This window comes from Gordonia sp. UCD-TK1 (assembly GCF_001691435.1).
GTDB lineage: Bacteria > Actinomycetota > Actinomycetes > Mycobacteriales > Mycobacteriaceae > Gordonia > Gordonia hongkongensis.
The window spans coordinates 1-20,891 of record NZ_LZMP01000005.1 but is presented as its reverse complement, the minus strand read 5'-3'; the positions used below and the strand labels follow the sequence as shown (position 1 = coordinate 20,891).

Here is a 20,891-nt window from a genome sequence, read left to right as displayed (position 1 = left end):
CCGCCAGCACGCACAGGGCGAACCCCGCGAGGGCCGGCAGCACGTACACGAGGTCCGCCACGCAGTCACTCTCCGATCACATCGACATCCACCACTCGGTGGCCACGTCGAAGGATCACGCAGCCCGACGGGCCGCGAAAGAGTCCTTAACGCATTCCATACGCGGGCCACGCCGTTATTGATGCGGCGTTGACATCCGCGCGGTGCGGACCTCTACGTCGTAGGCGTGATGACGATCCCCACGCTGCCGTGATCGCCCCGGCGGAGCTTGCTGCCCAGGATCGTGATCTTGCCCAGGAGTCCGTACTTGTCCGCGATGGCCTTCTTGACGCGGCCGCTGTCCGCCGCGTCGAGCACTTCGGCGGTACCGCTGACCGGTGCGCCGAAAGACTTGTGGCCCCGCACATCACAGGCCTGCACGACGACGCGCGGATCCCGGCGGAGGCGCTTGACCTTCCACGAATCCGCGACGGTCCACATGACGAGCTGGTCGCCGTCGAGCGCCGCCCACAGCGGCGAGGTCACCGCGGTGCCGTCCTTGCGGTAGGTCGTGAGATTCACGTACTTGGCGGTGCCTGCTTCGCCGAATGTCGCCGCGCTCGAGGTCATGCGGCAATGCTACGGGCAAACAGTGTCTGCGCATGGCCGTCCGACGTGCCCGCGGGCCCGTTGATCTCGCCGAGGACTCCGGCGTCGCACAGGGTCGCCCAGGCGGTGACCTGGTTCGCCGACAGGACGGGCTTGCCGAGTTCGGCTTCGAGGCCGGCGAGGATGTCGTAGGTCCACAGGTTGGTGCAGGACACGAAGATCGCCTCGGCGTCGGGGTGGTCCGCGGCGCGGATGAGGTCAGCGGTCACGTGGTACGGAATGGTCCAGATCTCGGAGTTCCGCCCGAGCCCCGCCTGGGCGACGACGCTCCGGCCGGACTCGGCGAGGAAATCGCACAGCAGGCCGGTGAGGGACGCGGTGTACGGCGTGGCGACCGAGAGCGTGCCGACGTTCAGCGCATCGAGGGCGCGGATCAGGGCCTCGGACGTCGTCACCGCCCGGTCGGCGCCGGCCGCGACCATGCAGTTCGAGATCTCGAGCGCACCGGCCATCCCGTAAACGAAGCTGCCCGACGCGCAGGCGTAACCGAAGGAGCGCGGACCGACCGACGAGACGGCGCGCACGGCGGCGGCGATCTCGGCGTGGTTGTTGAGGTCGCGGCACAGTTCCACGTCCACCGGCGCGTCGATGAAACCGGTGCGGGTGAAGTACAGCGACACCGAATCCGGCATCCACCGCCACAGCTCACGATCGAGAGCCATGTCGAACGGGCACACCATCCCGATACCGATCTGGGCCGTCATGCACGGATGATGGCACATTGTCGGATTGTCTACAATTTGTGCGGGCTCGCCTTGCGCAGCGCCGCATCCACGTCCTCGCGGACCACGCAGCCGTAGGCGTGGTCGTTGACCATGCCCGTCGCCTGCATGAGGGCGAACATCGTGGTCGGACCGACGAACCGCCAGCCGCGCTTCTTCAGGTCCTTGGACAGAGCGAGCGACTCGGGCGAGGTCGTCATCGAACCCGGCACATGGTCCCCGGCGGGGGCATATTTCCAGAAATAGGACTCCAGCGACCCCTGCTCGTCGATCAGTTCGACGGCCCGGCGCGCATTGTTGATCGATGCCTCGATCTTGCCGCGGTGTCGGATGATGCCGGCGTCGGCGAGCAGCCTGGCGACGTCGGCCTCGGTGAAGCGTGCCACGCGCTCGATGTCGAATCCGGCGAACGCGGCCCGGAAATTCTCCCGCTTGATCAGAATCGTCCGCCAGCTCAGCCCGGACTGGAAACCCTCGAGGCAGACGCGCTCGAACAGCGCCGTGTCACCGGCGATCGGGAAACCCCACTCCGTGTCGTGGTAGGTGGTCTCCGGTTCACGCGCCGCCCACAGGCAACGCGCTCGACCGTCGGCGATCGTTATGGTGTCGTCAGGCATGCACGCCCCTCTCGTCGCGAGGAGGCTACTCCGCGACACCGACATCCCAGCTCATCGACGGTTCGGAGGACGCGAGCGCCGCCGTTATCTCCTCGTTACCAAGTATTGCGAAAGCGTCCCGTTGTGTGTCGCGATGATCACTTTGCGCAGCGCGGGGCCTAGCGTTGGACACATCGCAACTCGGCCACCCGGCGCAATGCCGCCCGACGTGAGCCCCGAGAGCGGGACAATCCATCTGCGGCAAGGAGCTTCGTGATGAAAGACACCGAACTGAGCACTCTCCTCGCCCGGGTGGCCACCGGCGACATGGACGCGTTCGCGCAGTTCTACGACGCGACGTGCGACCGGGTCTACGGCATGACGCTGCGGGTCCTCCGCGATCCGGGCTACAGCGAGGAGGCCACCCAGGAGACGTTCCTGGCGGTCTGGCGCAATGCCGACGCCTACGATCCCGCGTCCGGCTCCGCACTGTCGTGGATTCTCACTCTCGCGCATCGTCGCGCGGTCGATCGCGTGCGCTCCGAGTCGGCGGCGACCCGCCGGACCGTCGCCTACGGCATCGCCGACACCGGTCGCGAGGTCGACGAGGTCAGCGAATCGGTGGAGCGACGCGAGATCGCCCGTCTGATCCACACCGGCCTCGAAACCCTCACCCCGCTGCAGCGCCGGGCGATCGAGCTCGCCTACTTCCATGGGCTCACCTACCGCGAGGTCGCCGAGCATCTCGACGTCGCCCTGCCGACCGTCAAGTCCCGCATCCGGGACGGCCTGATCAGACTCCGGCAGACCGTGCCGGTTCGCGTCGCCTGACACCACCCGCGCCAAGCCCCACCGGCCCGACCGACCCCGCTCGACGGCGATCACCCGCCAACCGAGTGGGGTCGACTCATGTCGGCACCCCGGACGAATCGGCTGTGGCGTCGACCACACAAATTTTGGGACGCAGGCCAGGTCACAGCCGTTACCACCTGGCGTTCGACGCGAATCCACCGACCACGTCTCCCGCCGCCCGGCCCGGACAGGCAAAATCATGGGTGGATGTCACGCGAGTCCATCCCCGTCGTGATATCGGTAAAACCGGACCCACAAGGCCGCACACACAAACGCGTCGACCAAGACAGAATCGAGAACACATCGCATGAGTGCCGAACAGCCGACCATCATCTATACGCTGACCGACGAGGCACCCATGCTCGCCACTCACGCGTTTCTACCGGTCGTGCGCACGTTCGCCGGGGCGGCCGGGATCGCCGTCGAGACCAGCGACATCTCCGTCGCGGCTCGCATCCTCGCCGAGTTCTCCGACCTCCTGCCCGATGACCAGAAGGTCACCGACAACCTGGGCGAGCTCGGCAAGCTGACCCAGAAGTCCGACACCAACATCATCAAGCTCCCCAACATCTCCGCGTCGGTCCCCCAGCTGCTCGCCGCCATCAAGGAGCTCCAGGGCAAGGGTTACGACCTGCCCGACTTCCCGGGCAACCCGAAGACCGACGAGGAGCGCGCGATTCGCGACCGGTACACCAAGTGCCTCGGTAGCGCCGTGAACCCCGTTCTGCGCGAAGGCAACTCGGACCGTCGAGCACCGAAGGCGGTCAAGGAGTACGCCAAGAAGCACCCGCACAGCATGGGTGAGTGGTCGATGGCATCGCGCACCCACGTCGCCCACATGCGCGAAGGCGACTTCTACCACGGCGAGAAGTCGATGACCGTCTCCGGCGACCGCAAGGTCAAGATGGAGCTGATCACCGACTCCGGCGAGACCCTCGTGCTCAAGCCCGAGGTGTCGCTGACCGACGGTGACGTCATCGACAGCATGTTCATGAGCAAGAAGGCCCTGATCAAGTTCTACGAGGAACAGATCGACGACGCCTACAAGACCGGCGTGATGTTCTCGCTGCACGTCAAGGCCACCATGATGCGCGTCTCGCACCCCATCGTCTTCGGGCACGCGGTCAAGGTCTTCTACCGCGAGGCCTTCGAGAAGCACGGCGAACTCTTCGACGAGCTCGGCGTCAACGTCAACAACGGGCTGTCGGATCTCTACAGCAAGATCGAGTCGCTGCCCAGCGCGCAGCGCGAGGAGATCATCGACGACCTGCACAAGTGCCACGAGCATCGCCCCGAGCTGGCGATGGTCGACTCGGCCCGCGGCATCACCAACTTCCACTCCCCCAGCGACGTCATCGTCGACGCCTCGATGCCCGCCATGATCCGCGCGGGCGGCAAGATGTACGGCGCCGACGGCCGACTCAAGGACACCAAGGCCGTCAACCCGGAGTCGACCTTCTCCCGCATCTACCAGGAGATGATCAACTTCTGTAAGACCAACGGGCAGTTCGATCCCACGACGATGGGCACGGTGCCCAACGTCGGTCTGATGGCGCAGAAGGCCGAGGAGTACGGCTCGCACGACAAGACCTTCGAGGTTCCCGCGGGCGGCACCGCCAACATCACCGATCTGGAGACCGGCGAGGTGCTGCTCACCCAGACCGTCGAAGAGGGCGACATCTGGCGTCTGTGCATCGTCAAGGACGCGCCCATCCAGGACTGGATCAAGCTGGCCGTGAACCGGTGCCGCGATTCCGGGATGCCGGTGCTCTTCTGGCTCGACCCGTACCGCCCGCACGAGAACGAGCTGATCAAGAAGGTCCACAAGTACCTGCCGGATCACGACACCGAGGGCCTCGACATCCAGGTCATGTCGCAGGTCCGTGCAATGCGGTACACCCTCGAGCGCGTCGTCCGCGGCCTGGACACGATCTCGGCCACGGGCAACATCCTGCGCGACTACCTGACCGACCTGTTCCCGATCCTGGAACTCGGCACCAGCGCCAAGATGCTGTCGATCGTCCCGCTGATGGCCGGCGGCGGACTCTACGAGACCGGCGCGGGCGGCTCGGCACCGAAGCACGTCAAGCAGCTCATCGAGGAGAACCACCTCCGGTGGGATTCGCTCGGCGAGTTCCTCGCGCTCGCGGTGAGCCTCGAGGACGTGGGCAAGAAGTTCGACGACAAGCGCGCCGTCATCCTGGCGAAGGCCCTCGACACCGCCACCGGCAAGTTGCTCGAGAACGACAAGGGACCGTCGCGTAAGACCGGCGAACTCGACAACCGCGGCAGCCAGTTCTACCTGGCGCTCTACTGGGCTCAGGAACTCGCCGCGCAGACCGAGGACGACGAGCTCGCGAAGCACTTCTCGTCGCTGGCCGAAACCCTCGCGGCCAACGAGGACAAGATCGTCGAGGAGCTCAACGCGGTGCAGGGCGAGCAGGTCGACATCGGCGGCTACTACTACCCCGACTGGGACAAGACCGCCGCCGTCATGCGTCCGAGCACGACGTTCAACGAGGCACTCGCGAACGCGCAGCGCTGATTTGGAAGTCGGCGTGGGTCTCGAGTGAGGCCCACGCCGACTCATCAGACCCATTCGAACTGGATCAGACGCTGGCCGCAGATGCCCGTCGCGTCAACAACATTCGGACCGTGGAGTAGTGCGTGCGATCGACAAGACCCTCGAGGGGCGGGAGCCGCAGCCGGGGTTGACCAGTCGTGCGGTGGTCACGGCCCGTCGTGCGCCCATCGTGCGTGTCGGCGGGCACAGGCAACGCGTCATCGGCCCGTAAAGCTCGGCGCGGCCGCACGTAGTCCTCTCGATCTCTTCGGCGTACACACGCTGCTAGCAAACAGGTCGGGGATCGATCAGTCGGAGTAGCGGGGCACGACGGAGAACACCTCGATGTCGTGCGGTACCCCCTTGGCGCGGAATCGCCGACGACGAGTGGCGTACCGATCGGCGCCGGCGGCCTCGACGGTCGCTCCGCTGGCCAACAGCTCACCGGCTCCCGCCGCTGCCGCGACCCGAGCGGCGACGTTCACATCGACACCGAGGAAATCGTCACCGACCGCCCGCGGTTCGCCGGTGTGGAGACCGGCTCGCAGCTGTGGCCGGTAGTCCCCGACCGTCAGGGCACTCACGGCGACGATCACCTCGTGACCGGCCTCGATCGCTTTGACACCGTCGATGAACACGGCCATCGTCCCGTCGCCGAGATGTTTGACGATGCGTCCGCCGCGGCTGCGCACGATGTTCTCGGTGACGCCGTTGACGTCGCGCAGGAGTTGGAGGACCTGGTCGTCTCCGGCATGCAGGGCCCACGTCGAGAATCCGACGAGATCGGTGAACAAGATGGTGGCGGGGACTGGGGTGCGTTCGGATCGATGACGTCGTGTGGTCACCAACGCCTGCCACACCTGGATCGATGCGAGGCCGAGCTCTCGTATGGCACTGGGTTTTTCGGGCCGGGACTCGCTGATGAGGCGTGCCACGCGGTCGGATGCACGGGGCCCGGTGATCGGGCTCTCGTCGTGCGGGATCAGATCTCGTGCGGCGCGAGCCGCCTTGACGACCCCGGCGCTGGAGTCGGTGCGGGCCAGCAGGTCGGCCATCCGGCGCCCGGGTCCGGGACGGTCGGGATCGTCGCGTCGGACGGGAAGCCGGTCGCCCCGATGACGGGTCGACCCACCGGTCCTATCGTTCGCTGCGGAGGGTTCGTCCGGGCCGTCCGCGGCGGATGTCGCATCGTCGTCGGTCGGACCGGGATCCGGGAGACCGTCGCGGTCGCGGTCACGTGTCGAGTCGTCGGCTCCGGTCACGCCTCGAGTCTAGTGGCCCCGCTCATCGCGAAACCGACACCGCCGCGTCCTCGGTGACACCGTTCCGCAAACGCTGATGTAACGGCCTTTGTACCATCCGTAGTGCGTTCTGAGCAGGTAGCGTGCGGCCCATGAAGTTGGTGCGGGCGGCATGGGTGGCCTTGGGGGTGCTTGCCCTGGCGTTCGCGCTGTGGAACGCTTTCGAGCCTGCTGGGTGGTCGTCGATGTCGTGCGGCAAGATCGGCGAATTGGACGAGCCTGGCGTTCGCCCAGGCGCGACCTGCGATGACCCGGTGTGGTCGGCCTACGGCGTGTGGCCCCCTGTGACTCTCGGTGTCTTGCTCAGTGCCGCACCACTTGTCGCCGCGCTGGTGATGCGCTGGTGGGTGTCGTGGATCGCAATAGCGGCATTGGCGGGTTTGACCGTCTACGGGCTTGCGCATTGGACCGGCTTCTGGGGACTGCTGATGGTCGGCGGCGCCCCCATGACGATAGCCGCGATCGTGATCGCGGCATCCCACCTTGGCGTGACCGCGTACCGCGATCATGGCACGCCGGACATCGCCGACCGACCTAGTGGCAGCGCTACAGATGACAAGGGATGCGCTGCTACCGACCATCCTGTATCGCGGCCGGGAGCTGTGAAGCCTAGCTCAGGTGGCAGTCGCTGCACATGTAGATAGCTCCCCGGCGGCGTGGCTGCTCGATCAGAAACGGGAGTGGTACGACCTCGCTGCAGGCGGGCCGCTCGACTGCGAACGGCACGGCGACCACAGACACCCATCACATGAGGTCGCGCATCGGTTCGAACCAGACGGTGAGATGACCGCCCCACTCCCCCGCTGACGCCGGGTCGTTGTAGTCGCCAGCCGGCCGGCCACATGCCATCAGAGTCGGTGAGGGCGGCGGGCCGTGCCTCGACGGTGAGCGCATCGACGCCATATTCGGCGGATCGGTGGTCGCACAGTGCAGCCGTGACTGCCGAATGATCCTGTCGCGCAACATCGCACCGTCCGCTTTCACGACGAGGTAAGCACTCGGTTTGCCTTGCAACTGCGATGTCACTTCCCCGTAGTTGATGGCGCTGTCGTTCAGGTGAACACCCATGGCTTCGGCGATCCGTTCAGCCCCGTCGGCGTCTTCTGTGACCGACACCTTGGACAGGCTGTCCTCGAACCACGACGAGCGAAGAGTGAGCCAACCAGCGGCACCGATGAGCACGATCGCGGCGGCGAAGGCGGTGATGATTCCACCGAGCACCCAGAAAAACAACACCTTGGTACGCACTCATCAACTGTGGCACGCCTACATCTGCCCGCCATCACCTGCACGCGCTGGCCGCGGCGGCGCACCGCGTCTGAGCAGGTCGGGATTGACGACTCGGATGGCCTGGACGAAGGCAACGACGAGCGCTCCGTAGCTGCACACCGAGTACGGCCAGGGGCTGTGGGTGCTCATTGTGATGCGGGGGTCGTCTCGAATCCAGTAGGTGCAGCGCACGCCGAGGGGAAGGAGCTCGAATCGGTGAGACCAGTCGAGGCTGGGATGGAATGTGCTCACCACGTCTGGAGGCGGCGGTGGTAGCTGCTCAGGGGGAAAGCCGACGGGTACAAACCCATCACGCACCGAACACGTGTGACCGGGGTAGTCGTTGTAATCGTCGAGACTGGTCAACGCGAGGAAAGCAATTGCCCCGCAGATCGCCAGCACCGCAGAAACTGCGGCCGAAGATCGTCGGATGTTTCGGCCAGCGGCTCTGAAGGATAGCCAGATGGTCCACGCCCAGAACATGAGCGCGAGGGCGACCGGTGGCGTGAGCAGCACGAAGAACCCTTCCACCGTCACTCCTTCTCTCGCAGACCGCTACTACTCCGCAATCGTTCCACCTGACCCGTACTCCGATTGACCTCGATATCCGCGCCGGCTCCGGTCCTGCCGGAGGTGAACGAATGAGATTGGTCTCGCAGTGGTCCGCCTGAACCATTCTTCTTCAGCTTCGGCTTCGCCCACCCCGGCTGATTACGGGGCGTGTATGACTGGGCACTCGAGCTCTACACCGGTCCACTCGAGCGGCCGTCGCTCGCTACTGTGCAGCACCTCCTCCATCCCAACCAGCCCGTCATAGGCTCACCTGTCACTCAGTCGAGCGGTACCGGTTAGGCGACCAGTTGTTCGCGGCTTCTGCCGACACCTAGGACTGTCCCGTCGTCTACCGTCGAGATCATGGCCGACGTCAACTTCTACTTCGACCCCGTCTGTCCGTTCGCCTGGATGACGAGCAAATGGGTGCGAAAAGTACAGGCCCAGCGGAACTACACGGTGGAATGGCGGTTCATCTCGCTACGTCTGCTGAACGCACACGTCGATTACGACGCGCAGTTCCCGTCGGAGTACGAGGCCGGGCACACCGCCGGACTCCGCCTCCTGCGCGCGGCGGCGAGCATCCGCGGCGAACACGGACCGGCCGCCATCGGCCCGCTCTACGAGGCGCTGGGTACACGAATCTTCGACGCGCACACCGGTTCCTACACCGTCGACGCCACCGACTTCCGCGGTACCGCGGAGTTCCTCGGGCCCGTGCTGGATGAGCTCGGGCTACCCGCGCACCACCCGAACGCCCTCGACGACGCCGAGTTCGACGCGGAGATCCAGGCCGAGACCGACGAGGCCCTGTCGCTGACGGGTCGCGACGTGGGTACGCCGATCATCCACTTCCAGCCGCCCGAGGGAGTTGCCTTCTCCGGGCCCGTCATCAGCCGTCTACCAGGTGACGACGACGCGGTCGTCCTGTGGGACCACGTGATCGGCCTGGCGAGTTTCCCGGGTTTCGCCGAGCTCAAGCGGAGCCTGCGGGAGAAGCCACAACTGCGGGCCTTCGGAGTGACCGACGGCGAGGCGGGTGTCGAGGAGGACTGGCACGGCGGGAGTCGGCGCACCAAAAAGTGAGCCGCCCCGGCGTCTACTTGAACGGATTGAGCGTCCGGCCGAGGAAGTACTGGATACCCGGCGGAATGGGACGCACGGCCGTCGTGACCAGCTTGTTCACCATGCCGGTCACGCACACCGCGTCGCCCTTCATCACCGCGTTCCACCCCTCGCGCACGACGTCCTCGGGCTCCTGCCACAGCACGCCGGGCAGGCGATCGGCGGTCTCGCGGGTCTCCGCACCCATCGCATCGTGGAACTCACTCCTGGTGAAACCGGGACAGAGCGCCGTCACGTGGATGCCGTGCGGTTTCAGTTCCATGTCCAGGGACTGGGACATCAGCAGCACATACGACTTGATCGCGGAGTAGAGCAGGCCCTCCGCGGGAGGCAGCAGAGCCGTGATGGACGAGACGTTCACGATCCGCCCCCACCGGCGCTTCTTCATCCCCGGGAGCACGCGGTGGGACAGCTCGGTCAGCGAGGTCAGCATCAACTGCAGCTGCCCTCCGACCTCCTCCCACGGCGTCTCGGCGAACTTGGTGCTCAGCGACATACCGGCGTTGTTGATCAGCACGTCGATGTCCAGCCCGAGTTCATCGGCGCGCTCGACGATCGCGGCCGGCGTGCCGGGTTCGGACAGATCCCCGGCGAACACCTCACAGCGAACGCCGTGCTCGCGATGTAGTCGCTCGGACAACTCGTCGAGCCGTTCGGCCCGACGGGCGACCAGCAGTAGGTCGTACCCTTCCGCGGCGAGATGTTCCGCGAACGTCTTGCCGATCCCGGCGGAGGCGCCGGTGATCAGGGCGGTGCGGTGGTCGAATGAACTGCGTCGATCCGAGGACATGCGCCGGCTTTCTGTCGATGGACGATGCCGCGAGTACTACCAGACCGCGCGTCCCTCGTCGGATCACGACAGGCGATTTTGTTCCAACGAACAGGCTCAGGGAACGTGTCCGTACGGGTGCCAGCCGGACGGATTCCACTTGCCGCCGCGTTCCTGCCGGACCTCGCGCAGGCTGGTGCCCACATATCGGGCCTCGAGTTCGGCGTCGGGTCTCCCGGTGTACACCCACCGCTTCGGATCGAGATTGCCATCGTCGTCGCGGTAGGACTCCCAGTAGTCGACACGATGGACGGCCCGGACGAGATCGTCGGCGAACACCAGCACCGGTAGATCGGGGACGGTCCGGTGCGGCCCCGCACGCCAAGCGCTGCGAGCGGATTCGTAGATCACCTCGGCAGTGGCGTCGCTGCGGGCGGACTCGTCGACCTTCACCAGCACGCACACGTCGGGCAACGGCGGCGACACCAGCGCCGCATGTCGCAGGATCAGCTCCTCGATGCGCCACGGCCCCTGCGCATCCGGCGTCTCCGGAAGTGCCGATCCGGCCAGAGCGACGACGTCGACTACCGTGCGCCGTAGCGAAAGCGCGTGCGCTGCAGCTGAATCGAGGGAATCTACGTCGTACCGCAGAATCCAGTGTTCGACGCCGAACCCGTCGGCGTCGATGTCGCGGATGCGCTCGGAGATGGCGGCCGCGACCTCGGCCGGATCGTCGTCGCCGACGATGTCGGCAGGGTCGGGTGCGTCGCCCGCCAGCGCGGCGGCGGTATGGCGGTACACGCGGTTCCCGCGGCCGGCGTCGACGTGGAACACCGTGGCGTCACGCGGATCGACCAGTGCATAGACGTAACTACCGAGCACCGTTTGCGCTTCGTGGGGAACAGGTTTCGGGGCGCCGGGCGCGGGGACCCCGACCGGCCGCAGCAGGGCGAGGACCTCGTCGACCACCGAAGGACGGACCCCGAGCCCCCCGGCGGTGATCCCGCCGAAGACGACCTCGCCGGCGCGCTCCCGGTCGACGAATCGCCGGCCGGCGAAACGGTCGACGGCGCGCACCACATCGGCGACCTCGGCGCGCCGGGCCGCCGCACCGCGGGAGGACGTGCGCTCGTCGTCCGGGTCGAGCATCTCCGCGAAGGCCGACGACGACAAGAAGTCGCCGAGCGCCGTCCGGGGCAGCTCGACCGCATCGATCCTGTTCACCGCCATGGTCGCATGATGCCAGCACTCGACAGGCGAACCCACAAAGCGCTAGTGTACGTTTGTACATGTACATCCGTACATTAGCTTGAGAGGACAGTTATGACGGAGGCAGCGCCCCGCCGCCGACGAGATCCCGAGGAACGGCGACGCACCATTGTCGAGGCCGCCGCCACGCTCATCACCGAGGTGGGCTCCGAGGGGCTCACCCACCGGCTTGTCGCGAAACGTGCCGGTGTGCCGCTCGGTTCGACGACGCAGTACTTCGCCACGCTCGACGATCTGCGCGAGGCAGCGCTCGCCCGCCTGGCCGACGACATCGACTCCGGCCTGGCCGAGGTGGCCGAGACCCTCGCCGAACACGGCCCAGCCGCGGCGGTCTTCGCCGAGACGCTCCACGACTATCTGTCCGACGAGCGGTTGATCCGCGCCGACCTCGCGCTCGTGTCGGCCGCCGTCCTCGATCCCGCGCTCCGCCCGCTCGCGGTTCGCTGGCCCGACGGGCTGGTCGAAATCCTCATCCCGCACGTCGGGCAGACGGCCGCTCGCGCGATCGCCGCGTACACCGACGGCGTGGCCATGCACGCACTCCTCTACGGGACGCCGCTGTCTTTCGACGACCTGACCGCCACCCTCACGGCCCTGACCGGGCTGCCCTCCCCCGAGCACGACCGGAGCCGACGATGACCCAGCGATCCGCCACCGAGACCACCAGCGCAGACGGCCTGTCCTTCCGGCGCCGATGGGCGTCGGCCGCCGTGTTGTCGGCCAGCCTGCTGGTCATCACCGTCGACCTCACGATCCTCAACGTCGCACTCCCCGACCTGGCCGGCGACCTGCGCCCGACCGCCGATCAGCAGCTGTGGATCATCGACGCCTACTCGCTCGTCCTGGCCGGCCTGCTGCTCTCCATGAGTTCACTGGCCGACCGGTGGGGCCGAAAACGGATGCTGGTCACCGGCTTCGCGGTGTTCGGTGGGGCCTCGGCACTGGTCCTGCTGGCCGAGTCACCCGAGGCGGTGATCGCGGTCCGGGTGCTGCTGGGCGTCGGCGGCGCGATGATCATGCCGACCACGTTGTCCCTGCTGCGCAGCATCTTCACCGACCCCGCCGAGCGTGCGACCGCCCTCGGGCTCTGGGCCGCGGTGTCGGGCCTCGGTGCGGCCGTCGGCCCGATCGTCGGCGGGGTTCTGCTCGAGTACTTCTCGTGGCGCGCCGCGTTCCTCGTCAACGTCCCGCTGATGGCGGTCGCCATCGTGGCCGCCGTGCTGATCCTGCCGGAGTCGAAGCACCCGCAGCCGGGCCGGTGGGACGCCGTCGGTGCGCTGATGTCGATCGCCGGCATGGTCGCCCTGGTCTGGGCCATCAAGCGGTTCGCCAAGGAGGAGAGCCTCCTCGCACCGGCCGCCTGGGTGGCCCTGATCGGCGCGGTCCTCATCCTGGCCCTGTTCGTCCGACGCTGCATGCGACGCACCGAGCCGCTGCTCGACGTCTCGTTGTTCCGCAGCCGGCCGTTCAGTGCGGGTGTTCTCGCCGCGCTCGGCTCGATGTTCGGACTCGCGGCGGCGCTGTTGCTGCTGGCCCAGTGGCTCCAGTTGGTCGAGGGCCACTCCCCGATCGCGGCCGGTGTGCGGCTGTTGCCGGTGGCGGGAGCGGCGATCGTGTCCTCGATGATCGCCGCCCCGCTCTCCCGGATGATCGGCGCCCGAGCCGTCGTGGCCGGCGGCATCGGCATCGCCGGCGTCGGGATGGCGCTGATGTTCCTCGGTTCCGACGGGCTCTCCTACAGCACCGTCGCCACCGCTCAGGTGCTTGTCGGATTCGGCATCGGATCACTGGCCATCGCATCGGCGATGATCATGGCCGGCACCCCGGATGCCAAGGCGGGCAACGCCGCCGCGCTGGAAGAGACCGCCTACGACCTGGGCAATGTGCTCGGTGTCGCGATCCTCGGCAGCGTGGCGTCGATCCTCTATCGGACCACGCTGACCGCCGAGCCCGTCCCCGGCGTGCCCGCCGAGGTGACCGACGCGGCCGCCGAATCCCTCGGCGCCGCCATGGGTCTCGCCGAAGCCGCCGGGGCACCGGGCCTCGCGGAGCGGGCGGCGGCCGCGTTCACCGACGCCATGCAGCAGACGAGCCTGGTCGGCGGGGTCACGCTCGTCGCCGTCGCCGTGGCCGTCTTCGCGCTCGTGCCGCGCGGCACGGATGTCACGGCCGCGCAGCACTGACGTAGTCGTGCCTGTCATCCGGGCGGGGTGACGAGCTCCCGGTTGAGACGGTCGAGAAGTTCTGCGATCCGCTTCGGCTGATCGTGCGGAGCCAGGTGGCCGCAGTCGTCCAGGACTTTCAGCTCGACGTCGAGCCGCGCATGTACCACCTCAGCCAGCCGCAGTGTCGGCAGGAAGACGTCATGGTCGCCGGAGACCACCATCAAGGGGCGGTCCGTCGGCAATTCATCAGACGGCCCCGGCGCCAGACTCGTACGGCAGTGTCCGGCAACCAGATCCATCCATGCGATCAGCGCGGGATCGACGTTTCTGTCCGGCGCCGTCATCATTCGCAGCAGATCATACGAGCGTTCCGGCCGAGGCGAGGCCAGCCATGAGACGGTTGTGCGCAATGTCCGAGGCGAGACCGCCAAACGGGTGATGCCCGCAGGTGACACGAGTAGGCGTCCGGCGATCAGCGATGAGGCACCGGCCAACGCGATCGCAGCCCCGAGCGAGTGACCCAGCACGATCACCGGATGGGCGACCGTCGCGCCGAGCACCTCGTCGAGCCACCGCCCGTAGGCAGGGATCCGACCGCGTCGCCGCGGACGTTCCGGTGCACTTGTCCCCGGCTGGCCGGGCACGTCCAGACTGATGACGTCGTTGTTCCGCGCGAGTTCGGACAGCAGCGGGATCATCGTCGCCGAGTTCATGTTCGTACCCGGCACCACGACGACAGTGCGCCGGTCGGCGGGTGCCGCCGTCCCGGGGTCGGGAGACCGGGATGCAACGATCCTGGTCCGCCCCGCCGACGTCTGGACTTTCCATTGCGCGGCAACACAATCTGCTGCCGACAACCGGATCTCGCACCATCGTCGGATTACGTCGCGGCCGGATTCGGTCTTGTATGCGGTGGTCATCAGGAAATCCCATCGGCGCGTCTTCACGGCACACGGCATCGATGATCAGCCCGGCAAGGGATGACAACGACACACGTGCAGCCGACCAAACTTCCCGGCACTCCACCCGCCACGATAGCAACGGTCGAGACGCAACCGCAGACGACGAGGTCTAGACTCGGACGGGTGCCAGCCTTCAGCCCCCTCGAATGGCCGGTGTTCCGCCAGTTGCGGTCGGGCGACGTCTTCGGGCGCGGACCGGCGGTCACCTCGGCGAGGACACGCGGCATCGAACCGCGCACCGCCACCGCGGACCGTGTGGTCCAGAGCGTGTGCCCGTTCTGCGCGGTGGGTTGCGGGCAGAAGGTGTACGTCAAGGACGAGCGGGTGGTCCAGATCGAGGGCGACCCGGACTCCCCGATCTCCCGCGGGCGCCTGTGTCCCAAGGGCGCGTCGAGCGAGCAGCTGGTCAACAACCCGATGCGGCAGACCTCGATCCGCTACCGGGCCGCGTACGCGACCGAGTGGCAGGACCTGGATCGCGACACCGCGATCGACATGATCGCCGACCGTTTCCTCGAGGCCCGACGCCGTGGCTGGCAGGACCGCGACGACGAGGGCCGACTGCTCCGGCGGACCACCGGTGTCGCCTCGCTCGGCGGTGCCACCCTCGACAACGAAGAGAACTATCTGATCAAGAAGCTCTTCACCGCGGCGGGCGCGATCCAGATCGAGAACCAGGCCCGCATATGACACTCCGCCACGGTTCCCGGTCTGGGGGCCTCGTTCGGACGCGGCGGCGCCACGCAATCACTGCAGGACATGGCCAACGCCGATTGCATCGTTCTCATGGGCGGCAACATGGCCGAGGCGCACCCGGTGGGTTTCCAGTGGGTGTCGGAGGCGAAGGCCAAGGGCGCGACGATCATTCACGTCGATCCGCGTTTCACCCGTACCTCTGCGGTGGCCGACCGGCACATCTCCATCCGGGCCGGCTCTGACGTCGTCCTGCTCGGTGCACTCATCAACTACGCCATCACGCACGAGAAGTACTTCCGCGAGTACGTCGTCGCCTACACGAACGCCGCCACCCTGATCGCCGCGGATTTCCGCGACACCGAGGATCTCGACGGCCTGTTCTCCGGCTTCGACGCGGAGACCGGCGAATACGACGCCACCAGTTGGGCTTACGAGGAACCGTCCGCCCACTCCGACGACGGTGGCCGCGACAGCGAGGACGGCAAGGTCGAGTCGCCCGGCCACCCGGACGACGGGCCGCGGGTGACGGACCGCGCGGTGGGGCACGAGCACGGCTCCGGCGGGCCGCCGCTGGAGCACGGGGCGACCCTGCGCGACGACACCCTGGAACACCCGCGCAGCGTGTTCCAGATCGTCAAGCGTCACTACTCGCGCTACACACCCGAGATGGTGCGCGACATGTGCGGGATCTCGGTGCGCGACTTCGAGTATCTGGCCCGGGCCGTCACCGACAACTCCGGCCGCGAGCGCACCACGTGCTTCGGGTACGCGACCGGCTGGACCCAGCACACTTTCGGCGCGCAGTTCATCCGCGCCGCGTCGGTCCTGCAGCTCCTGCTCGGCAACGTCGGGCGCCCCGGCGGCGGCATCATGGCCCTCCGCGGACACGCGAGCATCCAGGGGTCCACCGACATCCCGACGCTGTTCAACCTGCTGCCCGGGTACCTGCCGATGCCCTCGGCGGGCAAGCATGACAGTTTCGCCGACTACATCGGCGCGATCACGTCGAAGGCCGAGAAGGGTTTCTGGGCCAACGCCGAGGACTACATGGTGAGTCTTCTCAAGGCGTGGTTCGGCGACGCCGCGACCGCCGAGAACGACTGGTGTTACGACTACCTGCCCCGGCTCACCGGGCCCGCCGGGACCTTCCAGACGACGGTCGACATGCTCGCCGACAAGGTCGACGGTTACTTCGTCCTCGGCCAGAACCCAGCGGTCGGATCGGCCAACGGGCGCCAGGCGCGGATGGCGATGTCGCACCTCAAATGGCTCGTCGTCCGCGACCTCAACATGATCGAGACGGCCACCTGGTGGAAGGAGGGCCCGGAGATCGAGTCCGGCGAGCTGCGCACCGAGGACATCGCCACCGAGGTGTTCTTCCTGCCCGCGGCCACGCATGTGGAGAAGGCCGGCTCGTTCACGCAGACCCAGCGCATGGTGCAGTGGCGCCACCAGGCGGTCGAGCCACCAGGTCAGTGCCAGAGCGAGATGGACTTCTTCTACGAACTCGGGCGGCGGATCCGCGAACGCCTCGCCGGGTCGACCGACGAACGCGATCGCCCACTGCTCGACGTCACCTGGGACTATCCCCTCGACGACCACGGCAACCCCGACCCCGAGGCGGTGCTGTCGGAGATCAACGGCTACCACGTGACCGGCGAAGACGCCGGCACGAACCTCACGTCCTACACCCAGATGAAGCGCGACGGCTCGACTGCGGGCGGCTGCTGGATCTACACCGGGGTCTACACCGGCGCGGACACCGTCGGGCCGTCGAACCTGGCCGCACGCCGGGTCCCGCAGGGCGGTGGCGGGGTCACCCAGCACGAGTGGGGCTGGGTGTGGCCGGCGGATCGTCGAATCCTCTACAACCGTGCGTCGGCCGACCCCGACGGCCGGCCGTGGAGCGAACGCAAGCGGTACATGGAATGGGACGCCGACGCCGGGCGGTGGGTCGGTCCCGACGTGCCCGACTTCCCGGTCGACCTGGCTCCCGATGCCCGTCCCGACCCGTCGGTCGGCGGCGTCGAAGCCCTCTGCGGCGACGACCCGTTCGTCATGCAGGCCGACGGGAAGGGCTGGCTCTACGCCCCGCGCGGGCTGGTCGACGGCCCGTTGCCGACGCACTACGAACCGCAGGAATCCCCGGTGGTCAACGCGCTGTACCCCCAGCAGCAGTCGCCATCGCGAGTCCTGTTCCCCCGCACGGACAATCTCGACGCACCCAGCGGCGAGAGCCCCGGTTCCGAGGTGTACCCGTTCGTGTTCACGACGTACCGACTCACCGAGCACCACACCGCGGGTGGCATGAGCCGATGGACGCCGTACCTGTCGGAACTGCAGCCGGAGATGTTCTGCGAGATCTCACCCGAACTCGCCGAAGAGCGGGGCCTCACCAACGAGGGCTGGGCGACGATCGTGTCGCCGCGCGCCGCGATCGAGGCGCGGGTGCTGGTGACCGACCGCATGATGCCGCTGACCATCAACGGCCGGCAGGTGCATCAGGTGGGTCTCCCCTATCACTGGGGCGTGGGTTCCGACGCCGTGGTCAGCGGCGACGCCGCCAACGACCTGATCGGGGTCACACTGGATCCGAACGTGCAGATCCAGGAGTCCAAGGTGGGCTCGTGCGACGTCATCGCCGGGCGCCGGCCGCAAGGCCGGGCACTGCTCGACCTGGTGCGTGCCTACCAGGAGCGGGCCGGGGTCACCGTCGAGACCGACAACCAGCATATCACCGGGAAGGCGGAGGAGTAGATGGGACAGCTGTCCGGGCCATCCGATCCCAGCGCCGACGCGCACTGGAGCACCCACGAGAAGCGCAAGGGGTTCTTCACCGACACCTCGATCTGCATCGGCTGCAAGGCCTGCGAGGTGGCGTGCAAGGAATGGAACGGCAACCCGCGCGACGGCGACCTCGCCCTCACCGGGATGTCGTACGACAACACCGTCGCCCTCGGCGCGAGCACCTGGCGCCACGTCGCCTTCATCGAGCAGAATTCCGACCGCATCGCCGAGGCGCGCGAGTCCGGGCGTGCGCTCGTCGGACTGGGCATGCCCGCGATGCCCGGCTCCTCGCCTGAAGATCGTTCGTCTCTGCCGACCAGGCCCTCTCCCCTGCCGGCTGAGCCGGCGAGGAGCGAAGCGACGAGCCGAGTCGAAGTCCCCGACACCCCCGAGTTCCGCTGGCTGATGTCGTCCGACGTCTGCAAGCACTGCACGCACGCCGGGTGCCTCGACGTCTGTCCGACCGGCGCGCTGTTCCGCACCGAGTTCGGCACCGTCGTGATCCAGGACGACGTCTGCAACGGCTGCGGGACGTGCGTGGCCGGGTGCCCGTTCGGCGTCGTCGAGCGCCGGGCCGATGGCACCGCCGCGCCGACGACCCGCTCCGGCGAACGCAAGGGCGAGCAGCCCGAAGTGCCCAAACGCGGTGTCGCGCAGAAGTGCACGCTCTGCTACGACCGGTTGCTCGACGACGAGACACCGGCTTGCGCGAAGACCTGCCCGACCACGTCGATCAAGTTCGGCGACCACGACGACCTCGTCGACGACGCGCACGCCCGCGTCCGCGCGCTGCACGAGCAGGGCATGACCGAGGCGCGGCTCTACGGCGCCAACCCGAACGACGGTGTCGGCGGCACCGGATCGGTGTTCCTGCTGCTCGACGAGCCCGAGGTCTACGGGCTGCCGCCGGACCCGCGGGTGTGCACCGCGGACCTGCCGGCCATGTACAAGCGAGCCGGGATCGCGGCGGCCGGAATGCTGGCCGCCGCCGCACTCTCGTTCCTGCGGGGCGGCCGATGACCTCGTCGGAGTTCGACTCCTTCCGTCCGCCGGAGCCGGCCCGGCGGCGCGGCCGGGGTTTCGGCCGTGGCGGAAAACGAAGGCCGGGTATAGGTTTCGGTCAGGGCGACGGCAACCGCGAGATGTCGATGGTGCCCGATGCCGAATTCACCTCGTATTACGGGCATCCCGTCGTCAAGCCACCACCCTGGGACGAGAAGGTGGCCGCCTACCTGTTTCTCGGCGGTGTCGCCGGCGGCTCCGGCGTCCTGGCCGCCGGGGCCCAGCTCACCGGGCGGGACGCGTTGCGCCGCAACGCCCGCCTCGGTGGTCTGGGTGCCGTGGGTCTGGGCGGGATCGCGCTCGTCGCCGACCTCGGACGGCCGGACCGGTTCTACAACATGTTGCGCACGTTCAAGGTGACGTCGCCGATGAGCGTCGGTTCCTGGATCCTGTCGGCGTTCAGCGGCGCACTCGGCGTCGCGGCGGTCGCCGAGGTCGACCGGATGACCGGTGCGCGGCTGCCGCTCGGGCCGCTTCGTGCGGTGTTGCGCGCCGTCGAGGCCCCCGCCGGGTTGGCCGCCGGTCTGGCTGGTCCGCCGCTCGCGGTGTACACCGCGGTGCTGCTCTCCGATACCGCCGTGCCGACCTGGAACGCCATGCACCGGGACCTGCCGTTCGTGTTCGTCAGTTCCGCGAGCCTGGCGTCGAGCGGGCTGGCGCTGGTCACCACGCCGGTCGGTCAGGCCGGGCCGGCACGGACGCTCGCGGCGCTGGGCGTGGTCGGCGACCTCGTGGCGATGCGACTCACGGAGCGACGGATGGACCCGGTCGCCGCCGAACCGCTCCACCACGGCAAGGCCGGCACCCTGCTGCGCTGGAGCGAGCGACTGGCCGTCGCCGGCGGAGTGGGCGCGTTGCTCAGCGGTCGCTCCCGCCCCCTGGCGGTCGCTTCGGGAGTCGCACTGCTCGCCGCGTCGGCCTGCACGCGATTCGGCGTCTTCGACGCCGGCATCGAGTCGGCCAAGAACCCCCGCTACACGATCGAACCGCAGAAGCGCCGCCTCGCGGCTCGTCGTGCCGCCGGAATCACCGACGACTCGATCACCACCGGGCCGCCCGCGCCCTGAGCGCTGCCCCCTGAGGAGCGCCGCCCCCTGCTGCTCCCTGAGCGCCAGCGCCGCACTCCGCTCCCGAGCGCAAGCGCCACCCCCTCCGCTCTCTATCCGAAAAAGGCGGTCCCCATTGCTCCCTGAGGTGCGAGGAGCGCAAGCGACGAGCCACGAAGGGCCTGGTGAGACACGTTGCGTGACCCTAATGGGGGTGGATCGGCGTCCTGCAGGGGATGCTGGTTTGTGTGAGCCTTCCCGGCCGGTGACCACTCCGAGACCCTGAAACGGTGTCGGATTTCTACACGAAGACCGTGGCCCGGCCGGGTAAGGATCACCCGCTAGAACGCTTCTGGGATGTCGTGCCCCCTGAACCATGTGGGGTGAGCACTGATCCATTAGGCCGCGTCAAGGGTGATCACCCCAAGGTTCACACCGACGATCGATCGAGACGACCGAAGACGAGGTGAACGACCGACATGATCTGTGTGGGCAACGAGGCAACGA

18 protein-coding genes are annotated in these 20,891 nt (G+C 67.6%); 9 read left to right on the top strand and 9 right to left on the bottom strand.

All coding sequences use genetic code 11. The features are described from left to right. Window positions 1-213: 213 nt before the first annotated feature. From A9310_RS04415 to A9310_RS04405, 3 genes are read right to left on the bottom strand one after another with little or no spacing between them, the layout of a single operon-like run. The gene (locus tag A9310_RS04415; protein WP_065629544.1) at window positions 214-609 is read right to left on the bottom strand and encodes a PPOX class F420-dependent oxidoreductase; all 396 of its coding nucleotides are present in this window, start codon (window positions 607-609) and stop codon (window positions 214-216) included. Beyond that, the gene (locus A9310_RS04410) at window positions 606-1,352 is read right to left on the bottom strand and encodes an Asp/Glu/hydantoin racemase (protein WP_065629543.1); all 747 of its coding nucleotides are present in this window, start codon (window positions 1,350-1,352) and stop codon (window positions 606-608) included. The genes A9310_RS04415 and A9310_RS04410 overlap by 4 nt, the downstream gene beginning before the upstream one ends. Window positions 1,353-1,381: 29 nt before the next feature. Continuing rightward, window positions 1,382-1,987, bottom strand: coding sequence for a DNA-3-methyladenine glycosylase I (locus A9310_RS04405; protein ID WP_065629542.1), 606 nt, complete (start codon window positions 1,985-1,987; stop codon window positions 1,382-1,384). 255 nt (window positions 1,988-2,242) lie between these two features. On the opposite strand from A9310_RS04405, the gene sigK reads away from it, so the two are divergent. Further along, complete coding sequence (sigK, locus tag A9310_RS04400; protein ID WP_065629541.1) at window positions 2,243-2,797, top strand: ECF RNA polymerase sigma factor SigK; 555 nt, start codon at window positions 2,243-2,245, stop codon at window positions 2,795-2,797. A 328-nt stretch (window positions 2,798-3,125) separates the two neighbouring features. Continuing rightward, window positions 3,126-5,363 carry an NADP-dependent isocitrate dehydrogenase gene (locus tag A9310_RS04395; RefSeq protein WP_065629540.1) on the top strand — a complete coding sequence of 746 codons (2,238 nt, stop codon included), beginning with the start codon at window positions 3,126-3,128 and terminating at the stop codon, window positions 5,361-5,363. 326 nt (window positions 5,364-5,689) lie between these two features. Here A9310_RS04395 and A9310_RS04390 read toward each other — a convergent pair whose 3' ends face one another. Then, window positions 5,690-6,643, bottom strand: a complete 954-nt coding sequence (locus A9310_RS04390) for an adenylate/guanylate cyclase domain-containing protein (RefSeq protein ID WP_065629539.1) — start codon at window positions 6,641-6,643, stop codon at window positions 5,690-5,692. Window positions 6,644-6,774: 131 nt separating this feature from the next. On the opposite strand from A9310_RS04390, the gene A9310_RS25525 reads away from it, so the two are divergent. Then, a complete protein-coding gene (locus A9310_RS25525) occupies window positions 6,775-7,326 on the top strand; it encodes a hypothetical protein (protein WP_175401075.1) in 552 nt (183 codons plus the stop codon). 100 nt (window positions 7,327-7,426) lie between these two features. On the opposite strand, the gene A9310_RS04385 is transcribed toward A9310_RS25525, so the two are convergent. Together A9310_RS04385 and A9310_RS04380 are read right to left on the bottom strand one after the other, a co-directional pair. Continuing rightward, window positions 7,427-7,930 carry a hypothetical protein gene (locus tag A9310_RS04385; protein ID WP_223258926.1) on the bottom strand — a complete coding sequence of 168 codons (504 nt, stop codon included), beginning with the start codon at window positions 7,928-7,930 and terminating at the stop codon, window positions 7,427-7,429. A gap of 18 nt (window positions 7,931-7,948) precedes the next feature. Next, window positions 7,949-8,482 (bottom strand): hypothetical protein, encoded by a 534-nt coding sequence (locus tag A9310_RS04380; RefSeq protein WP_139104537.1) that lies wholly within the window; start codon window positions 8,480-8,482, stop codon window positions 7,949-7,951. 384 nt (window positions 8,483-8,866) lie between these two features. Between A9310_RS04380 and A9310_RS04375 the strand changes: the two genes are divergently transcribed. Next, entirely contained in the window at window positions 8,867-9,589 is a 723-nt protein-coding gene (locus tag A9310_RS04375) for a hypothetical protein (protein ID WP_065629537.1), read from the top strand. Between the two features lie 13 nt (window positions 9,590-9,602). On the opposite strand, the gene A9310_RS04370 is transcribed toward A9310_RS04375, so the two are convergent. Together A9310_RS04370 and A9310_RS04365 are read right to left on the bottom strand one after the other, a co-directional pair. Further along, the gene (locus tag A9310_RS04370) at window positions 9,603-10,418 is read right to left on the bottom strand and encodes an SDR family oxidoreductase (protein WP_065629536.1); all 816 of its coding nucleotides are present in this window, start codon (window positions 10,416-10,418) and stop codon (window positions 9,603-9,605) included. Window positions 10,419-10,514: 96 nt separating this feature from the next. After that, window positions 10,515-11,612, bottom strand: a complete 1,098-nt coding sequence (locus tag A9310_RS04365; RefSeq protein ID WP_065629621.1) for a GIY-YIG nuclease family protein — start codon at window positions 11,610-11,612, stop codon at window positions 10,515-10,517. Between the two features lie 108 nt (window positions 11,613-11,720). Here A9310_RS04365 and A9310_RS04360 point away from each other — a divergent pair, with 108 nt between their 5' ends. Next, on the top strand, window positions 11,721-12,305 hold the full coding sequence (locus tag A9310_RS04360) for a TetR/AcrR family transcriptional regulator (protein ID WP_065629535.1): 585 nt from the start codon (window positions 11,721-11,723) through the stop codon (window positions 12,303-12,305). Further along, complete coding sequence (locus A9310_RS04355) at window positions 12,302-13,849, top strand: MFS transporter (protein ID WP_065629534.1); 1,548 nt, start codon at window positions 12,302-12,304, stop codon at window positions 13,847-13,849. The genes A9310_RS04360 and A9310_RS04355 overlap by 4 nt, the downstream gene beginning before the upstream one ends. A 14-nt stretch (window positions 13,850-13,863) precedes the next feature. Here A9310_RS04355 and A9310_RS04350 read toward each other — a convergent pair whose 3' ends face one another. Then, on the bottom strand, window positions 13,864-14,751 hold the full coding sequence (locus tag A9310_RS04350) for an alpha/beta fold hydrolase (protein WP_065629620.1): 888 nt from the start codon (window positions 14,749-14,751) through the stop codon (window positions 13,864-13,866). Window positions 14,752-14,916: 165 nt separating this feature from the next. Between A9310_RS04350 and fdh the strand changes: the two genes are divergently transcribed. The 3 genes from fdh to nrfD are packed head-to-tail and all read left to right on the top strand — an operon-like array spanning window position 14,917 to window position 20,405. Continuing rightward, on the top strand, window positions 14,917-18,246 hold the full coding sequence (gene fdh, locus A9310_RS04340; protein ID WP_175401074.1) for a formate dehydrogenase: 3,330 nt from the start codon (window positions 14,917-14,919) through the stop codon (window positions 18,244-18,246). After that, window positions 18,247-19,296: a 4Fe-4S dicluster domain-containing protein gene (locus A9310_RS04335; protein WP_065629531.1), complete on the top strand. Its 1,050-nt coding sequence runs from the start codon at window positions 18,247-18,249 to the stop codon at window positions 19,294-19,296. It abuts the gene before it with no gap. After that, complete coding sequence (nrfD, locus tag A9310_RS04330; protein WP_065629530.1) at window positions 19,293-20,405, top strand: NrfD/PsrC family molybdoenzyme membrane anchor subunit; 1,113 nt, start codon at window positions 19,293-19,295, stop codon at window positions 20,403-20,405. The genes A9310_RS04335 and nrfD overlap by 4 nt, the downstream gene beginning before the upstream one ends. The last annotated feature ends 486 nt before the right edge of the window (window positions 20,406-20,891 follow it).